This is a genomic window from Polaromonas sp. JS666 (assembly GCF_000013865.1).
Taxonomy (GTDB): Bacteria; Pseudomonadota; Gammaproteobacteria; order Burkholderiales; family Burkholderiaceae_C; genus Polaromonas.
Genome location: NC_007948.1, coordinates 1953792 through 1978076, shown reverse-complemented (window position 1 = coordinate 1978076; position 24285 = coordinate 1953792). Strand labels below are relative to the sequence as shown.

General features: G+C 61.6%; 27 protein-coding genes. 11 read left to right on the top strand and 16 right to left on the bottom strand.

Annotated elements, in window-relative coordinates:
- Positions 1-29: 29 nt before the first annotated feature.
- Together BPRO_RS09530 and BPRO_RS09525 are read right to left on the bottom strand one after the other, a co-directional pair.
- Positions 30-1100 (bottom strand): hypothetical protein, encoded by a 1071-nt coding sequence (locus tag BPRO_RS09530; protein ID WP_011482848.1) that lies wholly within the window; start codon positions 1098-1100, stop codon positions 30-32.
- A gap of 81 nt (positions 1101-1181) precedes the next feature.
- Positions 1182-1718 carry a hypothetical protein gene (locus BPRO_RS09525; RefSeq protein WP_041388668.1) on the bottom strand — a complete coding sequence of 179 codons (537 nt, stop codon included), beginning with the start codon at positions 1716-1718 and terminating at the stop codon, positions 1182-1184.
- Positions 1719-2268: 550 nt separating this feature from the next.
- Here BPRO_RS09525 and BPRO_RS09520 point away from each other — a divergent pair.
- Positions 2269-2904, top strand: a complete 636-nt coding sequence (locus BPRO_RS09520; RefSeq protein ID WP_011482846.1) for a class I SAM-dependent methyltransferase — start codon at positions 2269-2271, stop codon at positions 2902-2904.
- A gap of 60 nt (positions 2905-2964) precedes the next feature.
- On the opposite strand, the gene BPRO_RS29285 is transcribed toward BPRO_RS09520, so the two are convergent.
- The 6 genes from BPRO_RS29285 to BPRO_RS09495 all read right to left on the bottom strand — a co-directional run bounded on the left by BPRO_RS29285 (position 2965) and on the right by BPRO_RS09495 (position 8161).
- Positions 2965-3117, bottom strand: a complete 153-nt coding sequence (locus BPRO_RS29285) for an oligopeptide/dipeptide ABC transporter ATP-binding protein (RefSeq protein ID WP_086003090.1) — start codon at positions 3115-3117, stop codon at positions 2965-2967.
- Positions 3118-3165: 48 nt separating this feature from the next.
- On the bottom strand, positions 3166-3783 hold the full coding sequence (locus tag BPRO_RS09515; protein WP_049764094.1) for a pyridoxal-phosphate dependent enzyme: 618 nt from the start codon (positions 3781-3783) through the stop codon (positions 3166-3168).
- An 8-nt stretch (positions 3784-3791) separates the two neighbouring features.
- Positions 3792-4757: a DMT family transporter gene (locus BPRO_RS09510; protein ID WP_011482845.1), complete on the bottom strand. Its 966-nt coding sequence runs from the start codon at positions 4755-4757 to the stop codon at positions 3792-3794.
- A gap of 37 nt (positions 4758-4794) precedes the next feature.
- The gene (locus tag BPRO_RS09505; protein ID WP_011482844.1) at positions 4795-5787 is read right to left on the bottom strand and encodes a 4,5-dihydroxyphthalate decarboxylase; all 993 of its coding nucleotides are present in this window, start codon (positions 5785-5787) and stop codon (positions 4795-4797) included.
- 8 nt (positions 5788-5795) lie between these two features.
- Positions 5796-6779 (bottom strand): Bug family tripartite tricarboxylate transporter substrate binding protein, encoded by a 984-nt coding sequence (locus BPRO_RS09500; RefSeq protein ID WP_011482843.1) that lies wholly within the window; start codon positions 6777-6779, stop codon positions 5796-5798.
- Positions 6780-6844: 65 nt separating this feature from the next.
- Positions 6845-8161, bottom strand: coding sequence for a Rieske 2Fe-2S domain-containing protein (locus tag BPRO_RS09495; protein WP_011482842.1), 1317 nt, complete (start codon positions 8159-8161; stop codon positions 6845-6847).
- A 142-nt stretch (positions 8162-8303) separates the two neighbouring features.
- Here BPRO_RS09495 and BPRO_RS09490 point away from each other — a divergent pair, with 142 nt between their 5' ends.
- From BPRO_RS09490 to BPRO_RS09480, 3 genes are read left to right on the top strand one after another with little or no spacing between them, the layout of a single operon-like run.
- Positions 8304-9302, top strand: a complete 999-nt coding sequence (locus tag BPRO_RS09490) for a PDR/VanB family oxidoreductase (protein WP_041388666.1) — start codon at positions 8304-8306, stop codon at positions 9300-9302.
- Positions 9299-10498, top strand: coding sequence for a Gfo/Idh/MocA family protein (locus tag BPRO_RS09485; RefSeq protein WP_011482840.1), 1200 nt, complete (start codon positions 9299-9301; stop codon positions 10496-10498). The genes BPRO_RS09490 and BPRO_RS09485 overlap by 4 nt, the downstream gene beginning before the upstream one ends.
- Positions 10495-11076, top strand: a complete 582-nt coding sequence (locus BPRO_RS09480; protein WP_011482839.1) for a MarR family winged helix-turn-helix transcriptional regulator — start codon at positions 10495-10497, stop codon at positions 11074-11076. The genes BPRO_RS09485 and BPRO_RS09480 overlap by 4 nt, the downstream gene beginning before the upstream one ends.
- Before the next feature lie 48 nt (positions 11077-11124).
- Here the strand turns inward: BPRO_RS09480 and BPRO_RS09475 are convergent, their stop codons facing one another.
- Entirely contained in the window at positions 11125-11760 is a 636-nt protein-coding gene (locus BPRO_RS09475; RefSeq protein WP_011482838.1) for a 3-oxoacid CoA-transferase subunit B, read from the bottom strand.
- A gap of 2 nt (positions 11761-11762) precedes the next feature.
- On the bottom strand, positions 11763-12470 hold the full coding sequence (locus BPRO_RS09470) for a CoA transferase subunit A (protein WP_011482837.1): 708 nt from the start codon (positions 12468-12470) through the stop codon (positions 11763-11765).
- 99 nt (positions 12471-12569) lie between these two features.
- On the opposite strand from BPRO_RS09470, the gene BPRO_RS09465 reads away from it, so the two are divergent.
- Complete coding sequence (locus tag BPRO_RS09465) at positions 12570-13124, top strand: PAS and helix-turn-helix domain-containing protein (protein ID WP_011482836.1); 555 nt, start codon at positions 12570-12572, stop codon at positions 13122-13124.
- 119 nt (positions 13125-13243) lie between these two features.
- The gene (locus tag BPRO_RS09460) at positions 13244-13753 is read left to right on the top strand and encodes a DUF1993 domain-containing protein (protein WP_011482835.1); all 510 of its coding nucleotides are present in this window, start codon (positions 13244-13246) and stop codon (positions 13751-13753) included.
- Positions 13754-13871: 118 nt separating this feature from the next.
- Here BPRO_RS09460 and BPRO_RS09455 read toward each other — a convergent pair whose 3' ends face one another.
- The 3 genes from BPRO_RS09455 to BPRO_RS28530 all read right to left on the bottom strand — a co-directional run bounded on the left by BPRO_RS09455 (position 13872) and on the right by BPRO_RS28530 (position 15214).
- A complete protein-coding gene (locus BPRO_RS09455) occupies positions 13872-14234 on the bottom strand; it encodes an HPF/RaiA family ribosome-associated protein (protein ID WP_011482834.1) in 363 nt (120 codons plus the stop codon).
- Positions 14235-14433: 199 nt separating this feature from the next.
- Positions 14434-14823 carry a carboxymuconolactone decarboxylase family protein gene (locus tag BPRO_RS09450; RefSeq protein ID WP_011482833.1) on the bottom strand — a complete coding sequence of 130 codons (390 nt, stop codon included), beginning with the start codon at positions 14821-14823 and terminating at the stop codon, positions 14434-14436.
- 226 nt (positions 14824-15049) lie between these two features.
- Positions 15050-15214, bottom strand: a complete 165-nt coding sequence (locus BPRO_RS28530) for a catalase-related domain-containing protein (protein ID WP_011482832.1) — start codon at positions 15212-15214, stop codon at positions 15050-15052.
- 179 nt (positions 15215-15393) lie between these two features.
- Between BPRO_RS28530 and BPRO_RS09445 the strand changes: the two genes are divergently transcribed.
- Complete coding sequence (locus BPRO_RS09445) at positions 15394-16023, top strand: peroxidase-related enzyme (protein ID WP_011482831.1); 630 nt, start codon at positions 15394-15396, stop codon at positions 16021-16023.
- A 22-nt stretch (positions 16024-16045) separates the two neighbouring features.
- Here BPRO_RS09445 and BPRO_RS09440 read toward each other — a convergent pair whose 3' ends face one another.
- The 3 genes from BPRO_RS09440 to BPRO_RS09430 are packed head-to-tail and all read right to left on the bottom strand — an operon-like array spanning position 16046 to position 18204.
- Positions 16046-16468, bottom strand: coding sequence for an acyl-CoA thioesterase (locus BPRO_RS09440; RefSeq protein ID WP_011482830.1), 423 nt, complete (start codon positions 16466-16468; stop codon positions 16046-16048).
- Positions 16469-16508: 40 nt separating this feature from the next.
- Positions 16509-17411 (bottom strand): DMT family transporter, encoded by a 903-nt coding sequence (locus tag BPRO_RS09435; protein ID WP_041388663.1) that lies wholly within the window; start codon positions 17409-17411, stop codon positions 16509-16511.
- A gap of 10 nt (positions 17412-17421) precedes the next feature.
- Entirely contained in the window at positions 17422-18204 is a 783-nt protein-coding gene (locus tag BPRO_RS09430) for an SDR family oxidoreductase (protein WP_011482828.1), read from the bottom strand.
- A 112-nt stretch (positions 18205-18316) separates the two neighbouring features.
- Here BPRO_RS09430 and BPRO_RS09425 point away from each other — a divergent pair, with 112 nt between their 5' ends.
- From BPRO_RS09425 to BPRO_RS09410, 4 genes are all read left to right on the top strand, one after another.
- Complete coding sequence (locus BPRO_RS09425; RefSeq protein ID WP_041388661.1) at positions 18317-20002, top strand: electron transfer flavoprotein-ubiquinone oxidoreductase; 1686 nt, start codon at positions 18317-18319, stop codon at positions 20000-20002.
- 1169 nt (positions 20003-21171) lie between these two features.
- The gene (gene galE, locus BPRO_RS09420) at positions 21172-22275 is read left to right on the top strand and encodes a UDP-glucose 4-epimerase GalE (RefSeq protein ID WP_041388659.1); all 1104 of its coding nucleotides are present in this window, start codon (positions 21172-21174) and stop codon (positions 22273-22275) included.
- A gap of 155 nt (positions 22276-22430) precedes the next feature.
- Positions 22431-22760 carry a hypothetical protein gene (locus tag BPRO_RS09415; RefSeq protein ID WP_041388657.1) on the top strand — a complete coding sequence of 110 codons (330 nt, stop codon included), beginning with the start codon at positions 22431-22433 and terminating at the stop codon, positions 22758-22760.
- Positions 22760-24283: a lipopolysaccharide biosynthesis protein gene (locus tag BPRO_RS09410; protein ID WP_011482822.1), complete on the top strand. Its 1524-nt coding sequence runs from the start codon at positions 22760-22762 to the stop codon at positions 24281-24283. Before BPRO_RS09415 ends, BPRO_RS09410 begins: the two co-directional genes overlap by 1 nt.
- Positions 24284-24285 lie beyond the last annotated feature (2 nt).

Below are 24285 nucleotides of genomic sequence, written 5' to 3'. Positions count from 1 at the left end.
ACCAGCCTGGGGTTGGGACTACCGGATAGTCACTGGTGACTTACTTGGTTAGTCATACGACAGCCTTCAGGGGAGACGACAAGCCGCGCCAGGCTTGGCTCTCCCGAGAGTGAACCTGCGTCGGAACGCACGAATTTGGTTTTTTGGAACTGTTGCTCCAGCCGTGTGAGCGCCTGGCCTATGCGGTTGTTGACTGGCTTATTGCGGACGAAACTCACCCTTTCCCCCTCGCGCTTGCCACCCCGCGTGAAGGCGCCGGCGCCGACCCGTTGCCAATGCACTTGATCGATCTCATGCTGCCTGGCGGCCAACAGCTTGCGCATTTCCATGTTGGGCCTGTCCGCCCTACGCACTAAACGCCGGGTGCCCTGCACATGCCGGAAGTAAGGCAAGAGCTTCTTGCGGAAGCGAAAATCCTTAAGGTCGGCCAATGTGACAAGGTTGTGCGTGAACAAACCTTCACTCCCCAAACGGACCTCAACCCGGGCCACCTGTTTTTCAGGCGGCAGCGGGCGCCGCTGATCGCGGCGTTTCCAGTAGCCTTTGACCTGGACAGGAGCGTGCCGTCCGCCGTGCAGTTGCTGGTCGGTTGCCCACGGCAACCCATGATTGAATGGGCGAACCAGGTAGCCGTCTTCCAGCCTACGGTAGAAGGCTCGGAAGTCCTCGCTCATGCCTTCACCCCCACTGGGCTCCAGTTGACGCGCAAAAATATTCACCATCACGGACCGAAGCAGCGATTCACGCTCATCGGACGGGACAGGGTTTGCTGGCCGCAAATCGACGGCGATCTCCAGCTCCTTGATGCGTGCGGGACCGACGACAGCGATGAGCGCCTGAATATCCGAGGCACTGGCGTCGTGGACTGTCAAAAGTTTGCCGTGGTGTTTGCGCGGCCAGATGGCCGTGCCAGACAATGCGGGCAACTTGCACTTTCCGGGGGTGTGGATCGTGATGTAGTCGATCTTGGCGCTGAACAGAAGTCTGTCCAGCGAACAAGCCGACAGTACGGCATCGCTTTTGCCGGCAACCGGATATGAAGCATCCTCCATCCGCCCCTGGTCAGCCACGGAGTTAAATCGCACAGAAAACAGGCTCATAAATTCCTTTCGTAGTTTTTGGTCACGACCCCTGCCGTCACCCGAAAGGAAATTGGAAAGTCTAAGAATAGGCCCGCGTTTCTAAATCAATTTATTGCAGAATCTTTCCCAGTGATATGGCGCCTTTTTTCCAAATTTGCGCATTCCGGTGCGATTCATCAGGTTGTAAACGCTGCTCATCGACACCGGCCTCCCCACCCGAGCCTGCAGTGCCTCCAGGACATAAAAACGCATGGGTTGAAAGACGTCGTCGTATTTAACAGTTCGACGCATCTCGTCAGACCTCCAACGTCGATGCCGATCAATGTAGACGTCACAAACCTGAATCATGAAAGCATCTTCCTCGCCCTCGGGGAGGATCTGATTTCGACGCCCACCACGGGGTAATCGTTGCTCAGCAGGCATCTTGATCGGCTTGTCTGCAATGAACAAATGCCGCTGCCGCGCCACCCAAGCGGCTGTCCGGCCTACCGCCTGCCCCGTCTGCTCCAGAGTCAACCCACACTGCAATGGCAGCAGCACCGCCTGCGCAACACGAAGCTCCTCAACCGTCCCGGCATTTTCGATTGCGTTCTGCGCCCGAGCCAGTGCTTCCCATCCCGACGGATTTCTCGCCATACAAACATTTCCACTTGTTGTTTTAATGAAAATTCTTCTATTTTTTGAATTGTAATTAACCCTACAGAGCGGTTGAAACACGCCTGCTCCCGGACGGACGAGCTCGTTTATCGTGAAAAGGAATGTGCGCCCCCCCCCCGGGTCCGGGGCCGCAAGTGACGGTGGCTTGTTCACTCGACGCTTCGTTGACACCACCGATGAAACCGACTCAAACCGACACTGATTGGCCGTGGCTGTCTACGGACGCCACACTTTTGATGGCGGTGTCGGTCTGCCCCAGGCACATGCAATATACGGCCTGCAATAAAGCTACGAAAGGGTAGTCCAAAAAACTCACCCGAGCAGCGGCAACTTTGATAGGATTGCCTTTTTAATCAACGACTTGCGAGCGGTGCAAACTATGGGTTCGATTCCCTTCACCCGCTCCACATGTCTGCAAATGCATGACTCCCTCAGGGGAAATCAGCATTCCTTATCCTCTACCAAATCTGCCCAGGCCCGCACATACAACGATGTGGTGAGCTATGGGCAAGCACTGGCGCAGCCTGGCATGAACACCACCCCTGATGAAGATCTCAAGCAAATTGCTGCGCTGACGCTGGCGCACTACGATGATCACGCCCAGGACTTCTGGGAAGGCACGCGCGACCATGACGTCAGCCAGAACATTGCGGCCCTGCTGCAATACATTGAGACACCACCGCCATTTGAGCTGCTCGACTTCGGCTGCGGGCCGGGACGTGATCTCCGGACCTTCAAGGCACTCGGACACCACCCCACCGGCCTGGAAGGCGCGGCCCAGCTCGCCGAGATGGCACGCGCCCACAGCGGATGTGAAGTGCTGGAGCAGAATTTTCTTGAGCTGAATTTACCAGACGAGCATTTTGACGGCGTGTTTGCCAATGCCGCGCTGTTCCACGTCCCCAGTCTGGCCTTGCCGCGTGTACTGCGGGAGCTGCATGCCACGCTCAAGCCTGGTGGTGTCCTCTTCAGCTCCAACCCCCGCGGCGACGGACGGGAGGGCTGGAACGGCGACCGTTACTGCACCTACCATGACCTGCAGGCGTGGCAGAACTATATGTCGGCAGCAGGATTTGTCGAACTCATCCACTACTACCGCCCTGCCGGCCTGCCGCTGGAACAGCAGCCCTGGCTGGCCAGCGTGTGGCGCAAGCCGGCGTCCTGAGCGACACAGTCCGCCTTAGCGTGCAGCGTGCAGCGTGCAGCGTGCAGGTTAACGCGGTCTTTAAATAAAGTGGCAGGCAGCCCAGTGCTCTCGCCCCTGCGATTTCAGAACCGGCGAGCTTTCCGCACACTCTTTTCGCGCCATCGGGCAGCGCGTGCGAAAGGTACAACCCGACGGCGGATTGGCCGGGCTCAGCAGGTCGCCCTTGAGCACGGTCTTTTCGCTGCAAGTAGCGCCTTCGTATAGGGGTGCGCGCCTGGTTCATGCCAGCGCCCTGGATGGCGCCAGCACGTCTTCGCTGCTGCGGCCCACCAGCCGGGTATACAGCGCCGGATCAGTGTCGCGCTCGGTGCCGAAAAACAGCAGGCGGCTTTGCGCATTCAGGCCCAGTGGGGCCCGTTGATCATCCTGCTGCGCCACACCGATCGCGGCGGCCAGTCCGGCCACGGCCGACTCGCCCTCTGACGGTGACGGTGACGCGAGCAAACGCATGGCGGCAATCGCGGCGTCATCGGAGATCACCGCGAAGGCATCGGCGCCTGCTTCCAGAATTTGCCAGGCGAGCAGGGAAACTTCGCCACAGGCCAGTCCCGTCATCTGGGTATCCAGATCGCCATGCACCGCCGTGACCTTGCCGTTTCGGGCACTCTGCATGAGGCAGTCGGCGCGATCGGGCTCGACGACCACGACACAGGGTCGGGCATGGCCGAGACGCTCCCAGAAGTAGCCGCACACCGCGGCGGCCAGGCCACCTACCCCACCCTGAGAAAACACGTGGCTCGGAGCGCCGCCCAGCTGCCCAGGGTGGTCGACGTGGCGCGCGAAGCGGGTGCTTGGTGGCCACTTCGGCTCGATGCCGCATGGAGGAAACGCCGCCATCGTGCGCTTCAGCGCATGACGATGATAAAGATTCCGAGCAAGGTCAAGGCACTGCCCAGCAGCGTGGTGGCAGTGATCTCCTCCTGGTCCTTGAACAGCAGGTGGCTGAGCGGAAAGACCAGGAGCGGAGTGCACAGCGTGACCAGGGTGGCAATCGCCAGCGGGATGTAGCGCATGGAGCTGATCACGCAGATCTGCGCAGAAATCGTACACACGCCAATCAGTGCATACAGCCATGCGCCGCTGCGGCTGACTGCGCGCAGGCGGGCCACAAGCTCACGCTTGCCGGGGCTGAAGGCCAGGTGCAAAACCAGCCCGCACACCGCGCCCGCCAGTGCGCCGAGGATGGGTTCGTTCCAGTCGCGCACGGCTGCGCCACGCAGCACATTGCCAATCGCGTAGGCCAACGAACTGCCCAGGCCAAGCAACAGGGCTGATTGCAGCAGACGCTCATGCACGGTCGGCTTGATCGTCATGGGAGGCGAACCCGGGCTGGACACCGTGTTGACAACAGCCTGGCGACGGGAAAAGAACCCCGGCTTGTAACTCACCAGCACCAACCCGCCAATCGCCATGGCCATGCCACCGGCGACCAGCAGCGTCAGACGCTCGCCAAGCAGCAGCCATGCCATCAGGGCCGCAAATAGCGGACTGCTCACCTGGAAAATGCTGGCGCGGGCCGGCCCGAAACGGACCACCGATTCATAAAAAAACCACCGCCCCAGGTAGGTGGAGAACGCCCCCGCCAGCACAAACAGCCAGAAAGCCCGCGCGTTCCATTGCACGCTGCGGCCCTGCACAGCCAGCTGAACCGCGAAGACCAGCGCGGAAAAGCCAACATTCACCACCGTCGCAATCAAAAACCCAATGCCAAGCTGGATGCGGCTGGAGGCGGCCTTGGTGACCAATGTCGAAGTGGTGAACAGCAGCAGCGCACCGGCCGCCAGCAGGTAGCCAACCAAAGCATCAGACATCGGCAGCCGGACCCGACGGTGTTGGTTTCACAACCTGTCAGATCTTGAAGGCTTCAAGCGATTCGGGGGCAAACAGCTCATGCGGCTCCAGCAGGCGCTTTGACAAGCCCTGCTCAAACGAATAACGCAGAAAGGTTCGCAAGGTCTGCTCGTTCTTCTCAAAGCCATAAGGCCAGAAGTCTTCACCCATTTCCCGCCTGACCTGCTCCACATGCGAGGTCAACCAGGGAAGCATGACCTTGAGCGCAGCGGTTTCGTACAGGTCATCATACGTGCGGCGCTGGGACTCTTCCAGCGCTTTCATCATGGAGCGCGCAACCCAGCGGTTGGCCTCGTACACGTCGCGACGAATCGCCACCGTGTGCATGATCGGGAATATTCCGGTTTCCCTGAAGTAGTTGCGCTCCACCTGCTCGTAGTCTTCAAACAGGCGCAGGACCCGGCCGCCGCCCTTCAGAAAGCTCGAAGGCATGCGCGCGGTATAGAGCGCATCAATCTCGCCGTCGAGCAGCATCTGCGCCAGTGTCTGATCAGGGCCGATACGTTCCACTTTTATATTCGGCGGCAAATCAAGCTTGATTTTTTCAGGCCGCCCCGGCTCTTCTTCGCCGCCGGTGAAGTAGGTCACACTGTCTACCGGCACACCATAGTGGTCGGACAAAATGCCGCGAATCCAGACCGGTGCGGTCATCTGGTATTCGGGGTTGCCGACGCGCTTGCCAATCAGGTCCCGGGCTTCGCGGATACCCGATTTGGCATTCACATAAATGCAGGAGTGACGGAAAAACCGCGAAGGGAAGACAGGAATCGCCACAAACGGCCGCGCCTCGCTGAACAGCGACACGGTGTAGGAAGACAGCGACATCTCGGCCACCTCGAACTCCCTGTGCCTGAGCATGCGAAAGAAGGTTTCCTCGACCGGCATGTTGAGGTAATTCAAATCAATGCCGTCAGGCTGCACGCTCCCGTCCATCAAGGCACGGGTGCGGTCATAGTTCCAGCAGCCGAAGCTCAGTTTGAGTTTTGACATGTAGATGGCTACTCCGATTTGATGCCTGCGGCGATGATGGCTTTGGCCAGTCGTTCGTTTTCGCCCAGGATGGCCTTGTTGTAGTCGGCAGGTCCGCCGCCGATCGGATCGATGCCGGCATTGTTGAGTATCTGCATCACCTCGGGCATTTTGGCAATCTGTGCCATTTCCGCGCTGATGCGCTCAACGATGCTGGCCGGCGTGCCGGTGGCGGCCAGCACACCCACGATGGGCGCAAAGTCAAACCCTGGGATGAGTTCGGCAATGGCGGGCACACCGGCGGCCTGGCTGGAGCGCTGCGCCGCATTGGTGGCCAGCAGTTTGACCTGCCCCCCTTTCACAAAACCAGACAGTGAAGGCAGCGCCGAAAACAGCACCTCCACCTGGCCGCCAATCAGCGCCGGGACCGACTGCCCGGAACCCTTGAAGGGAACGTGTGTGATATCCAGGCCGAGCGAGGCCTTCATCGCTTCCATCGTCAGGTGGTGCGTGCTGCCGATGCCGGAAGAGCCGTAGTTCAGCGTACCCGGTTTGGCCTTGGCCAGGGCAATGAACTCCTGCAGGGTGTTGGCGGGCACCTTGGGGTGCACCGCCAGGTACAGCGGAGCGCGCGCCGCCAGGGACACCGGCATGAAGTCCCTCTTATAGTCGTAGCCCAGATTCTTGTAGATCGTTGGATTGATGGAGAACATCGAACCGTCGGTGACCAGGAAGGTGTAACCGTCTTTGGGCGATGTGGCCAGCACCTGCGCGGCCACCACGCCGTTGGCACCGGGCTTGTTGTCCACCACCACCGACTGGCCCAGCCTGTCTCCCAGGCGCTGCGCAAAAATGCGCGCCACGGTGTCAGGCAGCCCGCCCGCCGAATAAGGCACCACGAACTTGATGGGTTTGTTGGGGTAAGCACCCTGGGCGCGCGCACCGAGGGGCAACACCAGCGCGCAGGCCGCCAGCAGGGCCGTGGCGAGCAAAAGAATACGCCGTGGTTTCATGAAATGTCTCCGTTTGGTTTTATGGCAAGGGTCATGGTAAGGGGCAAGGTCAGGATACGTCAGCCCTACTGGGCGGACGTGGAATAGGAAGGTTCCAGTGCGGGCTCGCTGGAGTCCCAGACATGGGTCGCAGGGAATGCGCGCCAATCGGTGGTTTTGGGAACGATGGCCTGAAACGCACAGACGCTGGCTGGAACGCGGGCATCACCCGTACCGATGGCGGTCTCGCCGGCCTGGAATGCACGCACCGCCTCCAGCATCTGTTTGCGAAACTCCACCACAGCCAGGTCGCTGGCGCCCAGCCGCTCATGGGTGCGGTCGGCAATGGGCCCCATGGTCACCCACATTGCAATGTCCTGGTTGGGGAAACCGGTGATGCCGGTGAAGTTGCCCGCCTTCATGGCGGCGCGGTCCTGCCAGAAATGGTTGCCGCGGTTGCGCAGCGGCATGTAGTTTTCATCGAGGTCAATCCCGATCTGCTGGCCCAGGAACTTCCGCCAGGTGGCGGTTTCCGGGGTTTGGGAGGGATGACCCCAGGCGATGAAGTAAAACGCCGTGTGGGTGTCGTCCATAGGCACATTGATATTGGCGACGTTGTACAGGTTGTTGGGCGGAATCAGGGCCGTGGCTGGTGCCACGAAGACGGTTGAACGGACGTAATCGCTCGTGGCCGCGTTGCTGATGGGCCGGCGTATGGCCGCATACCGGAAACCATAAGAGCCGCGCTCCACCTGCAGGCGGGGCGCCTTGTCGGTGGACGGCCGCAGCCAGTTGGTGTCGGTTGCCTTGGCTGTGTCAACGCGGGCGGGCACCATGTCTGATGAATGCAGGCTGGAGCTGTGCGCCGAGTCAATGGCCCCCTCCAGGATCTGCGCCCAGTTGCAGGGAATGATGACTTTGGCAATCGTTACCTGAGTGTCTGCAGTGGGAGCCCAGGCCGGCGGCTCGAATTCGGGGAGCGTGTCGGGCGGGCCCATGTAGGCCCACACAAAACCGCCCCACTCCCGCGTGGGATAGGCCAGATGCTTGACCTTTTGCACCATGCCGCTGGCCGCGGGCTCCGAGACCATCTCCAGCACATTGCCCTCGACGTCCATTTTCCAGCCGTGGTACAGGCAGCGCAGGCCGCAGTCCTCGTTGCGGCCGAACACCAGCGACACGCGCCGATGCGGACAGTATTCGTCCATCACGCCCACGCGGCCATTGGTGTCGCGAAACACCACCAGGTCTTCGCCAAACACCTGGGCCTTGATGGGGGTGCCGTCGGGCTCGCTAACCTCTTCGATCAGGCAGACCGGCGTCCAGTGGCGGCGCATCAACTGGCCCATGGGCGCGCTTCCCTCAACGCGGCACAACAACTCATTTTCTTCAAAGGTCAACATTTCAAATTTCCTCAAGTCAATTGACTGACGTCAACTAAAAACCAAAAAACCGCTTGCAAACTCCGGTCAGGGAGATTATTCTTAGGTGCCTAAGATTATTCGCGATTTCCGGATTTGTCAAGACTGTTTACGAAAGGCCACGATGAGCGTTAACCCTGACGTCACCGCAAGCGCGGGCGGCACACCGGCCGAGCCGGATTTTTTCAATCTCAAGGTCGTGCGCAAGGAAGCCGTGGCGCAAGGCATTTACCTGTTCGAATTGGGCCATCCGGAGGGTCTGGATTTGCCGGCTTTCACCGCCGGGTCACACCTCACCGTTCAGGTGCCCAATGGCGCCCGGCGAAACTACTCCCTGTGCAGCGACCCGGCCGACACTGGCTGCTACCAGATTGCCGTCAAGCGCGACGCTGCAGGCCGGGGCGGCTCTATCAGCATGGCCGACGATGTGCAGGTGGGCCAGTTATTGGCGGTCAGCGCTCCGCGCAACAATTTTGAGTTGCACCCGCGGGCCTCCAGCTTTCTGTTCATTGCCGGTGGCATCGGCATCACGCCGGTTTTGTCCATGATGCGGCATCTCAAAAGGCAGGGGCGCAACCCCTTCAAGCTGATCTACTGCACCCGGGACGCTGACAGCACGGCGTTTGTGCAAGAGCTGACCGGGCCCGAATTCGCGGCTCACGTCCAGTTGCACCATACCCAAGGCGATGCCAGCCAGGCCCTGGACTTGTGGCCTGTGTTCGAGACGCCCGGCTCCGCACATGTGTATTGCTGCGGTCCGCGCGGCCTGATGGACGCCGTGGCCGACATGTCGGGCCACTGGCCATCCGGCTCGATCCACTTCGAGAGTTTTGGCGTGGATGCCAGCACCTATGCGGCCGACACCGCGTTCACCGTGCGCCTGCATAAGACCGGCATCAATGTGCCGGTGGACGCGGGGCAAACCATTTTGCAGGCGCTGCGGGCCTGCGGCCATCATGTGAGCAGTTCGTGTGAAAGCGGCACCTGCGGATCCTGCCGCACCACACTGCTGGCGGGCGAGGCCGAACACCGGGACATGGTCTTGAGTGACGACGACAAGACGCACCAGATCATGGTCTGCGTGTCGCGCGCAAAATCTGCCGAACTCGTACTGGACTTATGAAAAAGCGCCCCCTGCAAATCGGCATCGTCGGGCTGGGCCGGGCTTTTACGCTCATGCTGCCCACGTTTGTGCAAGACAGCCGCGTCAGGCTGGTGGCTGCGACCGATCCCCTGCCCGCCGCACGGGCGCAATTTGAAAAGGATTTTGGCGCCCCTACGTACGACTCGATGGAAGCCCTGTGCGCCAACCCTGCGGTTCAGGTGCTCTACATCGCCTCCCCGCACCAGTTTCATGCGGCCCACGTGTGCCTGGCAGCGTCCTTCGGCAAGCACGTGCTGGTTGAAAAGCCGATGGCGCTCACCCTCGATGAGTGCACGCGCATGATTGAAGCGACCCGCAGCGCGGGCGTCCATCTCATCGTCGGCCACAGCCACAGCTTCAACGCGCCCATCCGGCGCACCCGGGAAATCATTGACAGCGGAATTTACGGCAGCGTCCGGATGATTTCAGCGCTGAACTTCACCGACTTCCTCTACCGGCCGCGCCGCCCGGAAGAGCTCGACACCCAGGCCGGTGGCGGCGTGATTCACAGCCAGGCAACGCACCAGATGGACATCGTCCGCCTGCTGGGTGGCGGGCTGGTCAACAGTGTGCGTGCCCATACCGGCGCCTGGGACCCTGCCCGCCCGACCGAGGGTGCTTACAGCGCCCTGCTGGGATTTGAAGGGGGCGCCTTCGCCTCCGCCACCTACAGCGGCTACGGCCATTACGATTCGGACGAGCTGATGGGCAACATCGGCGAGATGGGCCAGGCCAAAAGCCAGAGCGACTACGGTGCCGCGCGCAAGCGGCTGCAGGGCGCGGCCACATCAACCCAGGAAACTGCGCTGAAAGCGGCGCGCAACTATGGCGGCAGCCTCTATGTGCCGGCACCGGCCTCGTCGCCCGCCGCAGCCCACCAGCATTTCGGGCAGGTCATCGTCAGTTGCGACAAGGCGGACTTGCGCCCCGGTCCGTTGGGCATCGCCGTCTATACCGACAGCGAAAAATCTTTTGAAGCCCTGCCTTCCCCCGCCATTGCACGCCAGGAAGTGATTGACGAGCTCTTTGCAACCGTGATGGACGGCCGACCGGCCGTTCACAGCGGTGAGTGGGCACGGGCGACCACCGCCGTCTGCCTGGCCATTCTGGAATCAGCGAGGACGGGCAGGGACTGCCCTCCCGGGTACCAAGTCGGTCACAATACCAATTCATGAGCAATGACACCCAGAGCATCATCCGCCACTGGCGCGAAGCCGTGCCCAATGACCGCCTTGCGCACCTGATCCGCGATGCCTCGCGCGCCTTTCAAAAGGCCTTGCAGGTCCGCCTGGCGAAGCATGGGGTGCCGTTTGGCCACTGGACTTTTCTGCGCATCCTGTGGGAGTCCGACGGCCTCACGCAAAAGGAGCTCAGCGAGCGTGCCGGCGTGATGGAGCCCACCACCTTTTCGGCGATGAAAGCCATGGAAGCGCAGGGCTACATCGTTCGCAAGCAGCTGCCTACCAACAAGAAGAACGTGTATGTCTACCTGAGCGGCGAAGGCCGGGCCCTGAAGAAAAAGCTCGTGCCGCTGGCGGAGGACACCAACAACGTGAGCATTGAAGGCATTGCGGCGGAGGAGATCAGGATTGCCCGCAAGGTATTGCTCGCCATGATAGAAAACCTGGCCGCGGATGAGCTCCTGCAAGACCCGCCCACCAGACGAAAGGCTGCGGCCTCCAAACCAGCCGGCCCATCGAAGAAGCCGGCCAACACCGCAGCGCCCGTCAAACGCAAAAAAGCCGCCGCCTGACGTTGCGTCGAGGCCGGCGGCTTTCAGGCTGAGCCCGATCAGATCAGATTAAATCAGCTTGACGCCGGTTTTCGCCTGCAGCGACTCTCTCGTCACGCCTGGCGCAAGCTCCATCACCTTCAGGCCCTGCGGCGTCACGTCCATCACCGCCAGATCGGTGATGATGCGGTCGACCACGCCCACACCCGTCAGGGGCAGCGTGCAGTGCGGCAGGATCTTCATGTCCTCGGTGCCGTCTTTCTTGCGGGCGACATGCTCCATCAGGACGATCACGCGCTTCACACCGGCCACCAGGTCCATGGCGCCGCCCATGCCCTTGACCATCTTGCCCGGAATCATCCAGTTGGCCAGGTCGCCCTTTTCACTGACCTGCATGGCGCCCAGAATGGACAGGTTGATTTTTCCACCGCGAATCATCGCGAAGCTTTCATGGCTGCCAAAAATCGACGACCCCTTGATGGTGGTAACCGTCTGCTTGCCGGCATTGATCAGGTCCGCATCAACCTGATCTTCGGTGGGGAACGCGCCGATCCCGAGCATGCCGTTTTCCGACTGCAGCCACACTTCCTTGTCGCCGGTGAAATTGGCCACCAGGGTCGGGATGCCGATGCCGAGGTTCACGTAAAAACCGTCTTCGAGTTCCTGGGCGGCGCGTGCCGCCATCTGGTCTTGGGTCCAAGGCATGGTCAAACTCCTGCTTTCTCGGTAATGGTCCGCTTTTCAATGCGCTTCTCGGGGTGCGCATTGAGCACGATGCGGTGCACGTAAATGCCCGGCAGGTGGATGTCGTCGGGCGCCAGCTCGCCGACTTCGACGACCTTCTCCACCTCGACGATGCAGACCTTGCCGGCCATCGCGGCGGCCGGGTTGAAATTACGGGCCGTGAGGTTGAAGCGCAGGTTCCCGGACTTATCGGCCACATGCGCCTTGACCAGCGAGACGTCGGGCATCAGCGAGCGCTCCATCACGTAGGTTTCACCGTCAAATTCGCGCAATTCCTTGCCTTCGGCCACCAGCGTACCGACGCCAGTCTTGGTGAAGAAGGCCGGAATGCCGGCGCCGCCGGCGCGCAGCTTCTCGGCCAGCGTGCCCTGGGGCGTGAACTCCAGCTCCAGCTCGCCTGCCAGGTACTGGCGCTCGAACTCCTTGTTCTCGCCCACATAGCTGGAAATCATTTTTTTGATCTGCCGCGTCTCCAGCAGCTTGCCCAGGCCAAAGCCGTCCACGCCGGCATTGTTGGAAATCACCGAGAGGTTCTTCACGCCGCTGCCCTTCAGCGCGTCGATCAGGGCCTCGGGAATGCCGCAAAGGCCAAAGCCGCCGACGGCCATCAGCTGGCCGTCCTTGACCACGCCCTTGAGGGCCTCGGCCGCGGAGGGGAAAAGTTTGTTCACAAATAGTCTCCTGATGTAATTCAGCGGTAGTTCAACGGGGAACAATCCAGTACGATACTACGTATTCTGATACGTAGTTTTTCGTAAAGGTTAGCCCCCATGGAAGTCGATTACCAGCTCGCCTTCGATTTGGCACCCGTCGGGCTCGTGCTGTCCCGAAACCGCTCCATTGTGGACTGCAACCAGCATTTGTGCGAGATGTTTGGCGCCTCGCGCGAGCAGCTGGTGGGCCAGTCCTTTCTGGTGCTTTACCCGAGCGTGGACGAGTACGAGCGCATCGGCGCCAGGATGATCCCCATACTCAACACCCGGGGCCTGTATGCCGACGATCGCATCATGAAGCGGGTGGATGGCCACAACAAGGGCGAAACCTTCTGGTGCCACGTGACCGGGCGCGCGCTGAACCGCAGCGCACCGCATGAAGCCGGCATCTGGACCTTTGAAGACCTGAGTTCGCGCCGCCCCGTCACGGCAGAGCTGACGGCGCGCGAGCGCGAAGTCGCCGCCCACCTGATGGACGGCATGACCTCCAAGGAAATTGGCCGCGCGCTGGTCATCAGCCACCGCACGGTAGAGATTTACCGGGCGCGCCTGATGCGCAAGTACAAGGCCTCCACGACGGCCGACCTGGTGCACAAACTGATGGCCGGCTGAGGCCACCGGGCGCCGCAACAGGCGCGCAAGGCTCAAGCGTCCTGGACTGCTGACCCCGGTCAGCAGGATTTCCTGCCTGGCAGCACAATCCGTCACACCACCCAACCGGAGAGTTTCCTATGCCACTGACCCTTTACCAGGCCTCAGTCCCCGTCTTCACCCGCGGCTTCAGCAATCTGGCCGCCGTGCTGGAAAAGGCCAGGGCCCACGCCCTGGCCAACAACATCGACCTGGCCACCTACCTCAACGCCCGCCTCGCGCCCGACATGTATCCACTGACGGGCCAGATCCAGGGTGCCAGTGATGCGGCCAAGTTTGGCGTTGCACGGCTTGGCGGTGTTACGCCGCCCAGCATGGCCGACACCGAAACCACGTTCGAAGAACTGCAGGCCCGTATCGCCAACACCGTCGCATTCATGGGGACCGTGAGCGAGGCACAAATCAACGCCAGCGAAGGCGGCACCATCACCCTCAAGATACGCGGCAAGGAAATGAGTTTTCCCAGTGAGCCCTACCTGCTCAATTTTGTGATGCCCAATTTTTATTTTCACGTCACCACGGCCTATGCCATCCTGCGCAACCAGGGTGTGCCGCTGGGCAAGATGGATTTCCTCGGAAGTTTTAACTGACAGCGCGTGCAGACCCGCAGACGCCAGTGATTTGACAGAAAACGCCTGGCGTAAACAGGCAGTGGGCTTGCAAATCCACGACCCCTGGCCACGGCACTCTGGCGGGGCCGGCGGTGGCTCAGTCTTCGCCGGGGTCCACCTCACGGCGGATTGACTCGCGCGCACGGTGCTGGTCGCGCAGTTTGCCGAGGGTGTGTTCGATCAGGCGCTTGAGTTTGTCGCTGGCCCCACGGAAGGCTTCGTCCTGGCTGGGCGCGTGGTGGTTGACTGACAGCGGCTCGTGGTGCGACAGGCGCGCTTCCATCACGCAGCGCCTGGAGCCCGCGCCAGCGCCGTCGCCGGTGTCGTCACTCATATGCACTTCCACCCGCGTAATGTCACCCTTGAAACGGCTCAGCGAGTCGTTCAACTCTGTGCTGGCCCAGCGTTCAAATGCTTCGCCGGTGTGGATGGTGTGGTTGGAGTTGACCTGGACTTGCATGTGTCTTTTCCCTTCAGGAAGCTGCGGCGCGGGCCTGCAGACAGGATCGGCGCCGTGATGGAGCCGCACGCGGAGGCGACTGAAAGCCCATTGTGCGCGCCACCCATGCCAGAGTGTGTAGGCCCCGTTCCCTCACGGCAGTAAGGGCCTCTCGGCCTTACCAGCTATCTACACCCCAATAACGTCAAAGTCCAGCACTTCAACCGGCTTTGGGCGCATCCACCACCTCAGCCGCCGTGCGAAAAGCCTCTACCGCGGCAGGCAGGCCGCAATAAATACTAGCGTGTAGCAGCACCTCCTGCAACTGCTCCGGCGTCACGCCATTGTTCAGCGCGCCACGCACATGGCCCTTGAGCTCATGCTGCTTGCCCAGCGCGGTCAGCATGGCCACCGTGATCAGGCTGCGCATCTTCAGGTCCAGCCCCGGCCGCTGCCAGACGTCGCCCCAGGCATTGCGGGTGATGTAGTGCTGGATGGGCATGGAAAAACCGGTGGCCTTGCCAAAGGCGTTGGCAACAAACTCCTCACCCATCACCTGCTTGCGGGTGGCGAGGCCTTTGTCGAAATCCTTGTCTGCGGGAAGCGTCATGCCGTGCTCCTGAAAAATCCCGAGGATAGATGAAACAAAAAAAGCCTGCCGGCCAGGGTCGGCCAGGCGTTCGCGTTGCCACAGGCACAGCTGGGGCAGACCGGTGGGCGGTGTCTACCGCCCCGGCCGAACTTATCCTGCGTAGCCCCGCGCGAGGTTGGCCAGCGTACCCAGCAGATCGGAGCTGCAGATGACAGCACCCACAGCGCGACGCGCATTTTTCATCTCACGACGCCCTGGCTACCGACAGCGGCTTGCCGGCCACGGCCGCGCCATAAGCCGGGTCGGCCTTGGTGAAGTGGTCAATCTGGACTTTCCTGATGTCGTCGCTCACATCTTTCATGGCACCTGCGATATTGGTGGTGAGGCGATCCTGGGCATCGGGCTTCATCACGGTTTGGCCCCGGAAATAATTCCAGTTTTCACTGCAAAATAACCGAACTCAATTAATAAAATTACTCGAATAGTCTTTATCAATAGAAGCCCTGCCTGTCCTCGCACAAGCCCTTTTCCCCATCAGGATGACTGCGACAGTTACGCTTCAGTCCAGGCCACTACACGGAGACCCACATGACCGCACATCACACCCGCCCCCCGGCCATCACCCCCCGCTACCCTGCCCCTGTGCTCAAGGACCTGCCCGAGGACATCAAGGCCAAGGTGCTGGAGGTGCAGGAGAAAGCCGGCTTTGTGCCCAACGTATTTCTGGCGCTGGCCCGGCGTCCGGCCGAGTGGCGCGCTTTCTTCGCCTACCACGACGCACTGATGCTGAAAGAGGAAGGCTCCAACCCCACGGGCTCTTTGACCAAAGGCGAGCGCGAGATGATCGTGACGACGACCAGCGCGGCCAACCACTGCCTGTACTGCGTGGTGGCGCACGGCGCCATCCTGCGCATTTACGAAAAGAAACCCCTGGTCGCCGACCAGGTGGCAGTGAACTACCGCAAGGCCGACATCACACCGCGCCAGCGCGCCATGCTCGACTTTGCGATGAAGGTGTGCCTGAGTTCCGACGAGATTGAAGACGGCGACTTTAAAGCCCTGCATGCCCATGGTTTCGACGATGAGGACGCCTGGGACATCGCCGCCATCACGGCATTTTTTGGCTTGTCAAACCGTATGGCAAATTTCAGCGGCATGCAACCCAACCCGGAGTTCTACCTGATGGGCCGCGTTCCCAAACCCGCCAAACCAACCTGAACGCGCCGCAGTTAACGCAAATTCAGCCCTCAACCGCCTGACGCATCCAGTCCGGCAGTGTTGTGGCCTTCTGCGCCGGAAAGTCCACCCATATCGTGGTGGCGCCGCCCGCGGCGCAAATCACACCCGGCTTGTCAGCACGCTCCAGGGTGGCCCAGGTTTCGAAGGTGGTTCGGCCCGGATCGCTCACATACATCCTGATCAACACATCACCCGGGTACTCGAGCTGCCTGTAGAAATTGCAGAAGGCATTGACAATCACCGGGCCCTCGCCTTGCGGATCAGGCTGGCAGCCAATCGCGCACATCCAGTCGATGCGTATGGTTTCCATGTAGCGGAAATAACTGGTGTTATTGAGGTGGCCCATCGCATCCATGTCGCCCCAGCGAATCGGAATGTGCATTTCACGCACCAGCTTTTTCTTCTCGGGAATTTCAATTTTCATGTTGGAAAGTTTGGGAAATTTTGGAAGCTCGGGAAATGATTCAGCGGTGAGCCCGGATGGAGGCAAGAATCCCCAGCGTGAACAGCACGCAGGCGATGAGCTGTGCTGCTGTGGGCCAGCGGCCATCCCAGACAAAAGAATACAGCAGGGCAAAAATGGTTTCACTGACGATGAGTTGACCGCACAGGCTGGCGCTGAGCCGCTGGCTGGCGATGTTCCAGAAAATGGTGGCCAGCCAGGTGGAGCCGAACCCGGCCAACACGCACAGGACGATAAAGAGGGTCCGGTCTTCGCGCACCATCAGCACGCCCGCATCAGAGCCTGCCACCAGCCACATCAGCACAGCGCCCAGGCCGGTGGCCACGCCCAGCCAGTTGGCCCAGTCTGTGGCGTTGACCTCGGGATGCCGCTTGAGCCATGCGGAATTGACAATCGCGAACACCGTCCAGCACACCAGCGACGCCGCCGCCAGCACAACACCGCGCCAGAACTGCGTGGCGGACGCGTCGCCCGCCGCGTGCGTGGAGCCCATCATGAGCAGCAGGCCGGCCAGCGTGAGCGCCAGCCCGGGCACCAGTGCTGCCCAGCGCAGGCCGTGCGGTTTGCCGAGCAGCATCACCCACACGGGAATCGTGCCGATGATCAGCGTGGGCACCTCGGTGCCGGCATCGCGAATGGCCAGCACCAGCAGCAGGTAGTAGGCGGTGAAGCCCAGCACGCTCATGAACAGGGCGGCCCAGGCCTGCCGCATCGTGGGCAGGCGCCGGTTACGCCGGCCCAGCAGCATCACCGCAGCGGCCACCACACCATACGCCGCAAAACGCCCGGCCGTCAGGTCCACCGACGAGTAGGCCCCGGGCCCCACGGGCAACATGCGCGGCACGACAAACACCAGCCCCCACAGTGCGCCCGCCAGCAGGCCGGCCAGAATGCCGCCCGTCATTCGCGAATGCTCAGGTCGCAAAGCCGTCATCTGCCGCAATCACCGCTCCGTTGACGAAATGGCTTTCCCGGCTGGCCAGCATCACCAGCAGCGCGTCCAGGTCTTCCGGCTTGCCGATGCGCTTGCGCGGCAGCATCTGGACCAGCTTCTTGCCCTGCTCGGTTTCCCAGTGATGGTGGTTGATTTCGGTGTCGATGTAGCCCGGGCAAATGGCATTGACGTTGATGCCGAATTTGCCCCACTCCAGCGCCATGGATTTGGTCATCTGCACCACCGCGGCCTTGCTCATGCAATACACGCCGATTTGCGGCAACACCCGCAGGGCCGCCATGGACGCGATGTTGATGATGCGCCCGCCGCCATAGGTGCCCGGGGCTTCTCCCCTGGCCCGGGCGAGCATGCGCTTGCCGACTTCCTGCGCAACGAAGAACGCCCCCTTCACATTGGTGTTGAAGATGAAGTCATAGTCCTCTTCGCTCACATCCTGGATTCGCTGCGTGGTGCTCACGCCGGAGTTGTTGACGAGAACGTCGATGGGGCCTACCTCGGTCTCGGCATGGGCGACGCCGGCCTTGATGCTGGTGTGGTCCATCACATCGAGCGACACCACATGCGCATCGCCCCCCTCAGCCTCAATTTGTGCGCGCAGCTCCTTGACCTTGTCCAGGCTGCGGCTTGCCAGCACCACGGCGGCGCCAGCACGGCTCAGGGTTTTGGCAAACTGCGCGCCCAGACCGCCAGAAGCGCCGGTCACGAGCGCGACACGTCCTGAAAGATCGATGCTGTAGGCCATTAGGGACTCCTCTCGATTAAAAATGAGCGATCAGTCGGGCGCCTGGATTCGCGACTTAAAATTGCCGCGGAACAGACAACGATCACCCAAATCATTATCAGCGAGTCCCCCGATGAATACCCAAGAAGTTCTGGCGCAGTTTGGTCCCCGTGAAGCGATGGAATACGACGTCGTCGTTGTCGGCGGCGGCCCGGGTGGACTGGCCACTGCAATTCGCCTGAAGCAGCTGGCCGCCGAAAAAGGCACGGATATTTCCGTCGTCGTGCTCGAAAAAGGTTCAGAGCCCGGCGCGCACATTCTTTCAGGGGCCGTGATGGATCCCAAGGCCATCACCGAACTGATTCCCGAGTGGAAGGCGCTGGGCGCGCCACTGAACCAGCCGGTCACGACGGATGAAGTCCTGTTCCTCAGCGAAACAGGCGCCACACGAACGCCCGCCTTCCTCATGCCCGACTGCATGCACAACGAAGGCAACTATGTCATCAGCTTGGGCAATGTGGTGCGCTGGCTGGCGCAGCAGGCCGAAACCATCGGCGTGGAAATTTTCCCGGGCTTCGCGGCCGCCGAAGTGCTGTACAACGAGGACGGCTCGGTGAAGGGGGTCGCCACCGGCAACCTCGGTATTGGCAAGGATGGCGAGCCGACAGACAACTTCCAGCTGGGCATGGAGTTGCATGGCAAGTACACCGTGTTTGCCGAAGGCGCGCGCGGCCACCTGGGCCGCCAGCTGATCAGCCGCTTCAAGCTGGACGAAGGCAAGGACCCGCAGGCCTATGCGCTGGGCGTGAAGGAGCTGTGGGAGATTGATCCGGCCAAACACAAACCCGGCCTGGTCATTCACACCGCCGGCTGGCCCATGGACAGCAAGACCTATGGCGGCGGCTTCATGTACCACCTGGAAGACAACAAGGTCACGCTGGGCCTGGTCACCGGCCTCGATTACACCAACCCCTACCTCAGCCCTTTTGAGGAAATGCAGCGCTGGAAAACGCATCCCAGCATCAGGCAATACCTGGAAGGCGGCAAGCGCATCAGCTACGGTGCGCGCGCCATCACGGCCGGGGGCGCATTGAGCCTGCCCAAAACGGTGTTCCCTGGCGGTGCGCTGGTCGGCTGTGAAGCCGGTTACCTCAATGCCGCGCGCATCAAGGGCAGCCACGCCGCAATCAAGAGCGGCATGCTGGCCGCGGAGGCCGCTTATGCCGCGGTGACGTCGGGCCGCCAGCACGACGAGCTGAGCGCCTACCCCGAAGCCTATGCCAGCAGCTGGCTGGCGCAGGAGCTGGGTCAGTCGCGCAACTTCAAGGCGTGGTTCAAGAAGGGCTTGTACATGGGATCCTTCATGACCGGCATCGAGCAGTGGCTGCTGCCCAGGCTGGGCATCAAGAGCCCGCCCTGGACGATTCACCGCACCCAGCCCGATTACGCCATGCTCAAGCCGGCCGCAGAGTGCCAGCCCATCGTCTACCCCAAACCCGACAACAAGATCACCTTTGACCGCCTGACGTCGGTGTTCGTGTCCAACACCAACCATGAAGAGCACCAGCCGGCGCACCTGACACTCAAGGACGCGAACGTTCCGGTCAATATCAACCTGGCCACCTATGCCGGCCCCGAGAGCCGCTATTGCCCGGCCGGCGTGTATGAGTTTGTGAAGAACGCCGACAACACGGACCGCCTGCAGATCAACGCGCAAAACTGCGTGCACTGCAAGACCTGTGACATCAAGGACCCGACGCAGAACATTGTCTGGGTCACCCCCGAAGGTGGCGGCGGGCCCAACTACAGCGGCATGTAAGCGCCCTGCGCCTTCGGGCGCAGTCTCCAACCCGGGCCTTTGGTCATGCGGGCGGCGCCCCGCCAGGGCCGCTTTAACCTGGAAACGGCAGTTGGATGCGTCCGAGTGCGCCGTGATCGGCGTGCCAGGCAAGGGTGAGCGCTGCGGCTCCGCTGGCACCTGCGTGCCAGTGGACAGCGCGAACAGGCTCAGACTGCGACTGAGCCGCGCCCTGCAAGGGTGACAACGCAGTGGGCTGCTGCCCACAAGGCGGAGCAACGCAGCATGGCGCGCCGAGCATGGTGCAATCGGGCGCATAGCGCTGTCACCCAGAAGGTAAACGCCATCGAAGAGGGGAAAGTCAATGGACATGCGGCTTTCCTGAAGTTTACGAGCGGTCAACTGCAGTTTCTAGTGTGGTGTTGCATGCTTGACGGCACCCATAAAACCGATGGATTTTTGGTCAGGGCAAGGCGCAAACCACAGCAATAGCCCCGCTATTGCGCGGATTTGCAACGCCGCCATGGACGAAAAGACGCGGTTTTAGGTGCCGGATAGCGTGCAACACCACACTAGGTTTAAACAAGTCTGCACCGGCCGACAGGCCAGGGCCTGGCTGGCTGGTGCCGTGCCCACGCGGCTTGGCCCGGGCCGCATGACAAACAAAGCAGCGCCTCAAAGCAGCTTCGGCGTCAAAAAATCTTTGTTACTTTCCGTGGCCTGAACCAGGCTACTCGCCCCTGCCCACCCGTCATCTTTCCGCGTAACGGCCCAAAAAGGCCTTCCAGGGTCTGCGTGGGCCTGCGTGAAGGACTGGACACACCCCCCCATGCGGTCGTTCATGGTCGTGCGAAAAAAACGATTGGAAACGCTTTCGCGGGAACACGGCAAATTCAGGCATCCGTCCCACGCACCGAGTCGGACAGCACCGACATTACTCGCGTCTCCGCTGGAGATACTGAAAGCAATTGGGAGACGGCGCTGCTGCTCGCTGCCACCACACGTTGCGACTTGCAGCTGTTCGCCGCATCAAGCAGCAGCGTGTGTCGCCCTTCTTTCATGGCTTCATTGCCTCCGTTTCTTTTTGTTCCTGCTTCGTTTTTTAACCCGTGCCGGCACGGCAAGGCTTTCCGTCCAGTAGGTGCAATTTGCCCCGACCGATGAATCCGCCAGCTTTCCGGCTACCTGGAATGACTTTGGAAAAAACCACCACCATCCTGTTGACCGGGGGTGCCGGCTATATCGGCAGCCATACCTTTGCAGCCCTGATCGATGCGGGCTACCAACCGGTCATTCTCGACAACTTCTCGAACAGCCATCCGGCGGTGCTGGACAGGCTGCAGCAGCTGACAGGACAACGCGTCGTGCGTGAGCGGGGCGATGTCCTGCATGCCGGTTTTGTGGCCGAGGTATTGCGCCACTACGCATGTGAAGCCGTCATCCACTTTGCCGGCGTCAAGGCGGTCGGTGAAAGTGTTCAACAGCCGCTCAAGTACTACAGCAATAACGTCGGGGGCCTGGTGAGCCTGCTGCAGGCCATGGAGACAAGCGCTTGCCGCTCAGTGGTTTTTTCCTCCAGCGCCACGGTGTACGGCGATCCGGCCAGCGTTCCCATCCATGAGCAGTTCCCGTGTGCGCCCGAGAGTCCCTATGCCCAGACCAAGCTGATGTGTGAAGACATCCTGGCGTCCCTGGGCGCGGCCGATCCGGCCTGGCGCGTGGGCGTGCTGCGTTACTTCAACCCGGTGGGTGCGCACCCCAGCGGCCTGATCGGCGAAAACCCGCGCGGAACGCCCAACAACCTGATGCCTTATGTGACCCAGGTGGCCGTCGGCAAACGCGCCAGGTTGCAGGTGTTTGGCGATGACTACCTGACGCCCGACGGAACGGGCGTGCGCGACTACCTGCATGTGATGGATCTGGCCGAGGGCCATGTGGCCGCCGTGCAGGCGCTGCTGACACGCCACCAGAGTTTTACGGTCAATCTGGGCACCGGCAAGGGAGTGAGCGTACTGGAGGTCCTGAGCGCGTTTGAGCGTGCGAGCGGCCGGCGCGTGCCCTTTGAATTCGCGCCGCGCCGGGCCGGTGATGTGGCCCAGTATTACGCCGATGTGTCGCTGGCCGAGGCCGTACTGGGCTGGCGCGCAACACGCACGCTTGACGACATGTGCCGTGACTCATGGCGCTGGCAGCAAACCAATCCCGAGGGCTACGAGGCCGGCCCGGATATTCCTCCGCGGCCAGGCCTGCGCAGCAGGCCAAACGAGCCCGCTCAGCCCGCGGCAGTTGCCTGAGCCTCATCACGCACCTCACGATGTCACGAGGCAGACACACGGCACAGGTTCCCGCCCGCGGTCTCTCAAGCACAAACGCTCATGAGCCGATCGGACTATTGCCAATTGCTGCACTGCACAACAAACTTCATATTTGCGCCAACAGGGGAAAAATCATGTACCGCGCCTTGCTTACAGTCGTTCTGAACGTCTGCATTGCTTCCGCTTCCGTTTCCGTTTCCGCTTTCGCCGCCACCCCGGTGGGTTCCGCCCCCCACACCCTGACAAGCGATGCCGCTGCGCGAGTCGCACGGCAGCGCGAAGCCCAAAACATCAAGATCAATACAAAACTTTCGGAAGGGCAAAGCCGCAGGCCCCCGCCGCCATCCACCGCCCATGAATCAACCGCCGGGGATTCCGAAGACAACCCCTATGCCACGCTGCTCATCACGCTGGTGTTGATGGGCGCTATTGCCTTGCGGCGACGTGGCTCAGGCAGACCCTGATGAGCACGGGCGGACTCGGCCGGCCCGGTGTGGCTGCGGTGAAATGGAGTGCCGTCTCCACCGGTGCCCGCTTTGCGCTGCAACTGGTGGCGCAGGTGGTGCTCGCCCGTACGCTGGGCCCGGATATCTTCGGCGTGTTCGCCATCGGCATGGTGGTGCTGACCTTTGCGACCTTTTTTTCCGGCTTCGGCTTCAGCTGGAGCCTGCTGCAGCGGGAAACATTGAGCGAGGAGGACATCCGCTTTGCATGGACCTGGCAGTTGATCGTGGGCGCGCTGACGACGCTCGCCGTGTATTTTCTGGCTCCCCTGCTGGCCGTCTATTTCAGGGAACCACGCGCACAAGCCGTCGTTGAATGGCTCTCGCTGGCCTGCCTGCTCGCCGCAGCGGCTGCGCCGTCAAGCTACCTGCTGCAGCGCGACCTCAACTTCAAGGCCGTCGGACTGATTCAGGTGGGCAGCTACGCCGCGGGCTATGTGGCGGTAGGTGTGCCCATGGCCTTGCTGGGGTGGGGCGCCGCCTCGCTGGTGGCCGCGTGGCTGGTGCAGTCCGGCGTGCTGCTGGTGGCCAGCTATGCACTGAAACCGCATGCCGTGCGCCCGCTTTTCTGGTACCCCGATGCGGCGGCCGCTGTGGGCACCGGCCGCGCCGTGTTTGCCACCAACATCGTCAACTGGCTGCTCAACAATCTTGACCGGGTACTGATAGGGCGCCTGCTCAATGCCCAGGCACTGGGTCTTTACAACGTGGCTTACAACCTGGCCACCATGCCGAACACCCTGCTGCTCGGCGCACTGCAGCCCGCATTCCTGGCGGCTGGTGCACGGTTGCAGGGCGACCTGCAAAGGCTTGGCCGGGCCTATCTTCAGATGCTGGCCACCGTTTTCGTTTTGGGTCTTCCAGCCTTTGTATTTCTCGCGCTCATTTCAGCGGATCTGGTGCGGCTGCTGTACGGCCCCCAGTGGAGCGACGCGGCCTGGGTGCTGGGGATTTTGTTTTTGAGCATGCCGGCGTATGTGGTGTGGGGCCTGTCGACCCCCGTACTCTGGAATACCGGGCGCAAGCACCATGAATTTGCGCTGCAGCTGCCGCTTGTGGTCCTGGGCGCTTTGGGCTTTTACCTCTATGCCGCACAGGGAATCCATGCGGCCGCAGCCGTTGCAGCTGCGCTGCTGGTACTGCGCGCACTGGTCGTGGGCACGGCCGCTTTCCGGGCGGTACAGCTGCCCTGGACCGCCCTGCTGCCCCATGCAGCGCGCGGCCTGCTGCTCAGCGCCTTGTGCGCCGCGGCTGCGCTCGCGGGTCAGCATGCCGTCGCGCGGTTTGACATGCCGCTGCTGTCGCTGGCAGCCAGCACGCTGATGGTCCTGCTTGTCATGGCCTTGCTCGTCGCCGTGCGCCCGCAGGCGCTGGGTGATCAAACCGCCGGTATGCTCAGCCGGTTCTTCCCGGGACTGGCCGGCCACCTCGGCGCAACACCTGCATCACCGCTTGCAGAGCCCCTCGGCGAACAGCGCCTCTGAGG

Excerpts from the sequence above, each read along its gene's own strand:
- BPRO_RS09530 (WP_011482848.1), bottom strand. The coding sequence starts at position 1,100 with ATGAGCCTGTTTTCTGTGCGATTTAACTCCGTGGCTGACCAGGGGCGG.
- BPRO_RS09525 (WP_041388668.1), bottom strand. The coding sequence starts at position 1,718 with ATGGCGAGAAATCCGTCGGGATGGGAAGCACTGGCTCGGGCGCAGAAC.
- BPRO_RS09520 (WP_011482846.1), top strand. The coding sequence starts at position 2,269 with ATGAACACCACCCCTGATGAAGATCTCAAGCAAATTGCTGCGCTGACG.
- BPRO_RS09515 (WP_049764094.1), bottom strand. The coding sequence starts at position 3,783 with ATGGCGGCGTTTCCTCCATGCGGCATCGAGCCGAAGTGGCCACCAAGC.
- BPRO_RS09510 (WP_011482845.1), bottom strand. The coding sequence starts at position 4,757 with ATGTCTGATGCTTTGGTTGGCTACCTGCTGGCGGCCGGTGCGCTGCTG.
- BPRO_RS09505 (WP_011482844.1), bottom strand. The coding sequence starts at position 5,787 with ATGTCAAAACTCAAACTGAGCTTCGGCTGCTGGAACTATGACCGCACC.
- BPRO_RS09500 (WP_011482843.1), bottom strand. The coding sequence starts at position 6,779 with ATGAAACCACGGCGTATTCTTTTGCTCGCCACGGCCCTGCTGGCGGCC.
- BPRO_RS09495 (WP_011482842.1), bottom strand. The coding sequence starts at position 8,161 with ATGTTGACCTTTGAAGAAAATGAGTTGTTGTGCCGCGTTGAGGGAAGC.
- BPRO_RS09490 (WP_041388666.1), top strand. The coding sequence starts at position 8,304 with ATGAGCGTTAACCCTGACGTCACCGCAAGCGCGGGCGGCACACCGGCC.
- BPRO_RS09485 (WP_011482840.1), top strand. The coding sequence starts at position 9,299 with ATGAAAAAGCGCCCCCTGCAAATCGGCATCGTCGGGCTGGGCCGGGCT.
- BPRO_RS09480 (WP_011482839.1), top strand. The coding sequence starts at position 10,495 with ATGAGCAATGACACCCAGAGCATCATCCGCCACTGGCGCGAAGCCGTG.
- BPRO_RS09475 (WP_011482838.1), bottom strand. The coding sequence starts at position 11,760 with ATGCCTTGGACCCAAGACCAGATGGCGGCACGCGCCGCCCAGGAACTC.
- BPRO_RS09465 (WP_011482836.1), top strand. The coding sequence starts at position 12,570 with ATGGAAGTCGATTACCAGCTCGCCTTCGATTTGGCACCCGTCGGGCTC.
- BPRO_RS09460 (WP_011482835.1), top strand. The coding sequence starts at position 13,244 with ATGCCACTGACCCTTTACCAGGCCTCAGTCCCCGTCTTCACCCGCGGC.
- BPRO_RS09455 (WP_011482834.1), bottom strand. The coding sequence starts at position 14,234 with ATGCAAGTCCAGGTCAACTCCAACCACACCATCCACACCGGCGAAGCA.
- BPRO_RS09450 (WP_011482833.1), bottom strand. The coding sequence starts at position 14,823 with ATGACGCTTCCCGCAGACAAGGATTTCGACAAAGGCCTCGCCACCCGC.
- BPRO_RS28530 (WP_011482832.1), bottom strand. The coding sequence starts at position 15,214 with ATGAAGCCCGATGCCCAGGATCGCCTCACCACCAATATCGCAGGTGCC.
- BPRO_RS09445 (WP_011482831.1), top strand. The coding sequence starts at position 15,394 with ATGACCGCACATCACACCCGCCCCCCGGCCATCACCCCCCGCTACCCT.
- BPRO_RS09440 (WP_011482830.1), bottom strand. The coding sequence starts at position 16,468 with ATGAAAATTGAAATTCCCGAGAAGAAAAAGCTGGTGCGTGAAATGCAC.
- BPRO_RS09435 (WP_041388663.1), bottom strand. The coding sequence starts at position 17,411 with ATGACGGGCGGCATTCTGGCCGGCCTGCTGGCGGGCGCACTGTGGGGG.
- BPRO_RS09430 (WP_011482828.1), bottom strand. The coding sequence starts at position 18,204 with ATGGCCTACAGCATCGATCTTTCAGGACGTGTCGCGCTCGTGACCGGC.
- BPRO_RS09425 (WP_041388661.1), top strand. The coding sequence starts at position 18,317 with ATGAATACCCAAGAAGTTCTGGCGCAGTTTGGTCCCCGTGAAGCGATG.
- galE (WP_041388659.1), top strand. The coding sequence starts at position 21,172 with ATGACTTTGGAAAAAACCACCACCATCCTGTTGACCGGGGGTGCCGGC.
- BPRO_RS09415 (WP_041388657.1), top strand. The coding sequence starts at position 22,431 with ATGTACCGCGCCTTGCTTACAGTCGTTCTGAACGTCTGCATTGCTTCC.
- BPRO_RS09410 (WP_011482822.1), top strand. The coding sequence starts at position 22,760 with ATGAGCACGGGCGGACTCGGCCGGCCCGGTGTGGCTGCGGTGAAATGG.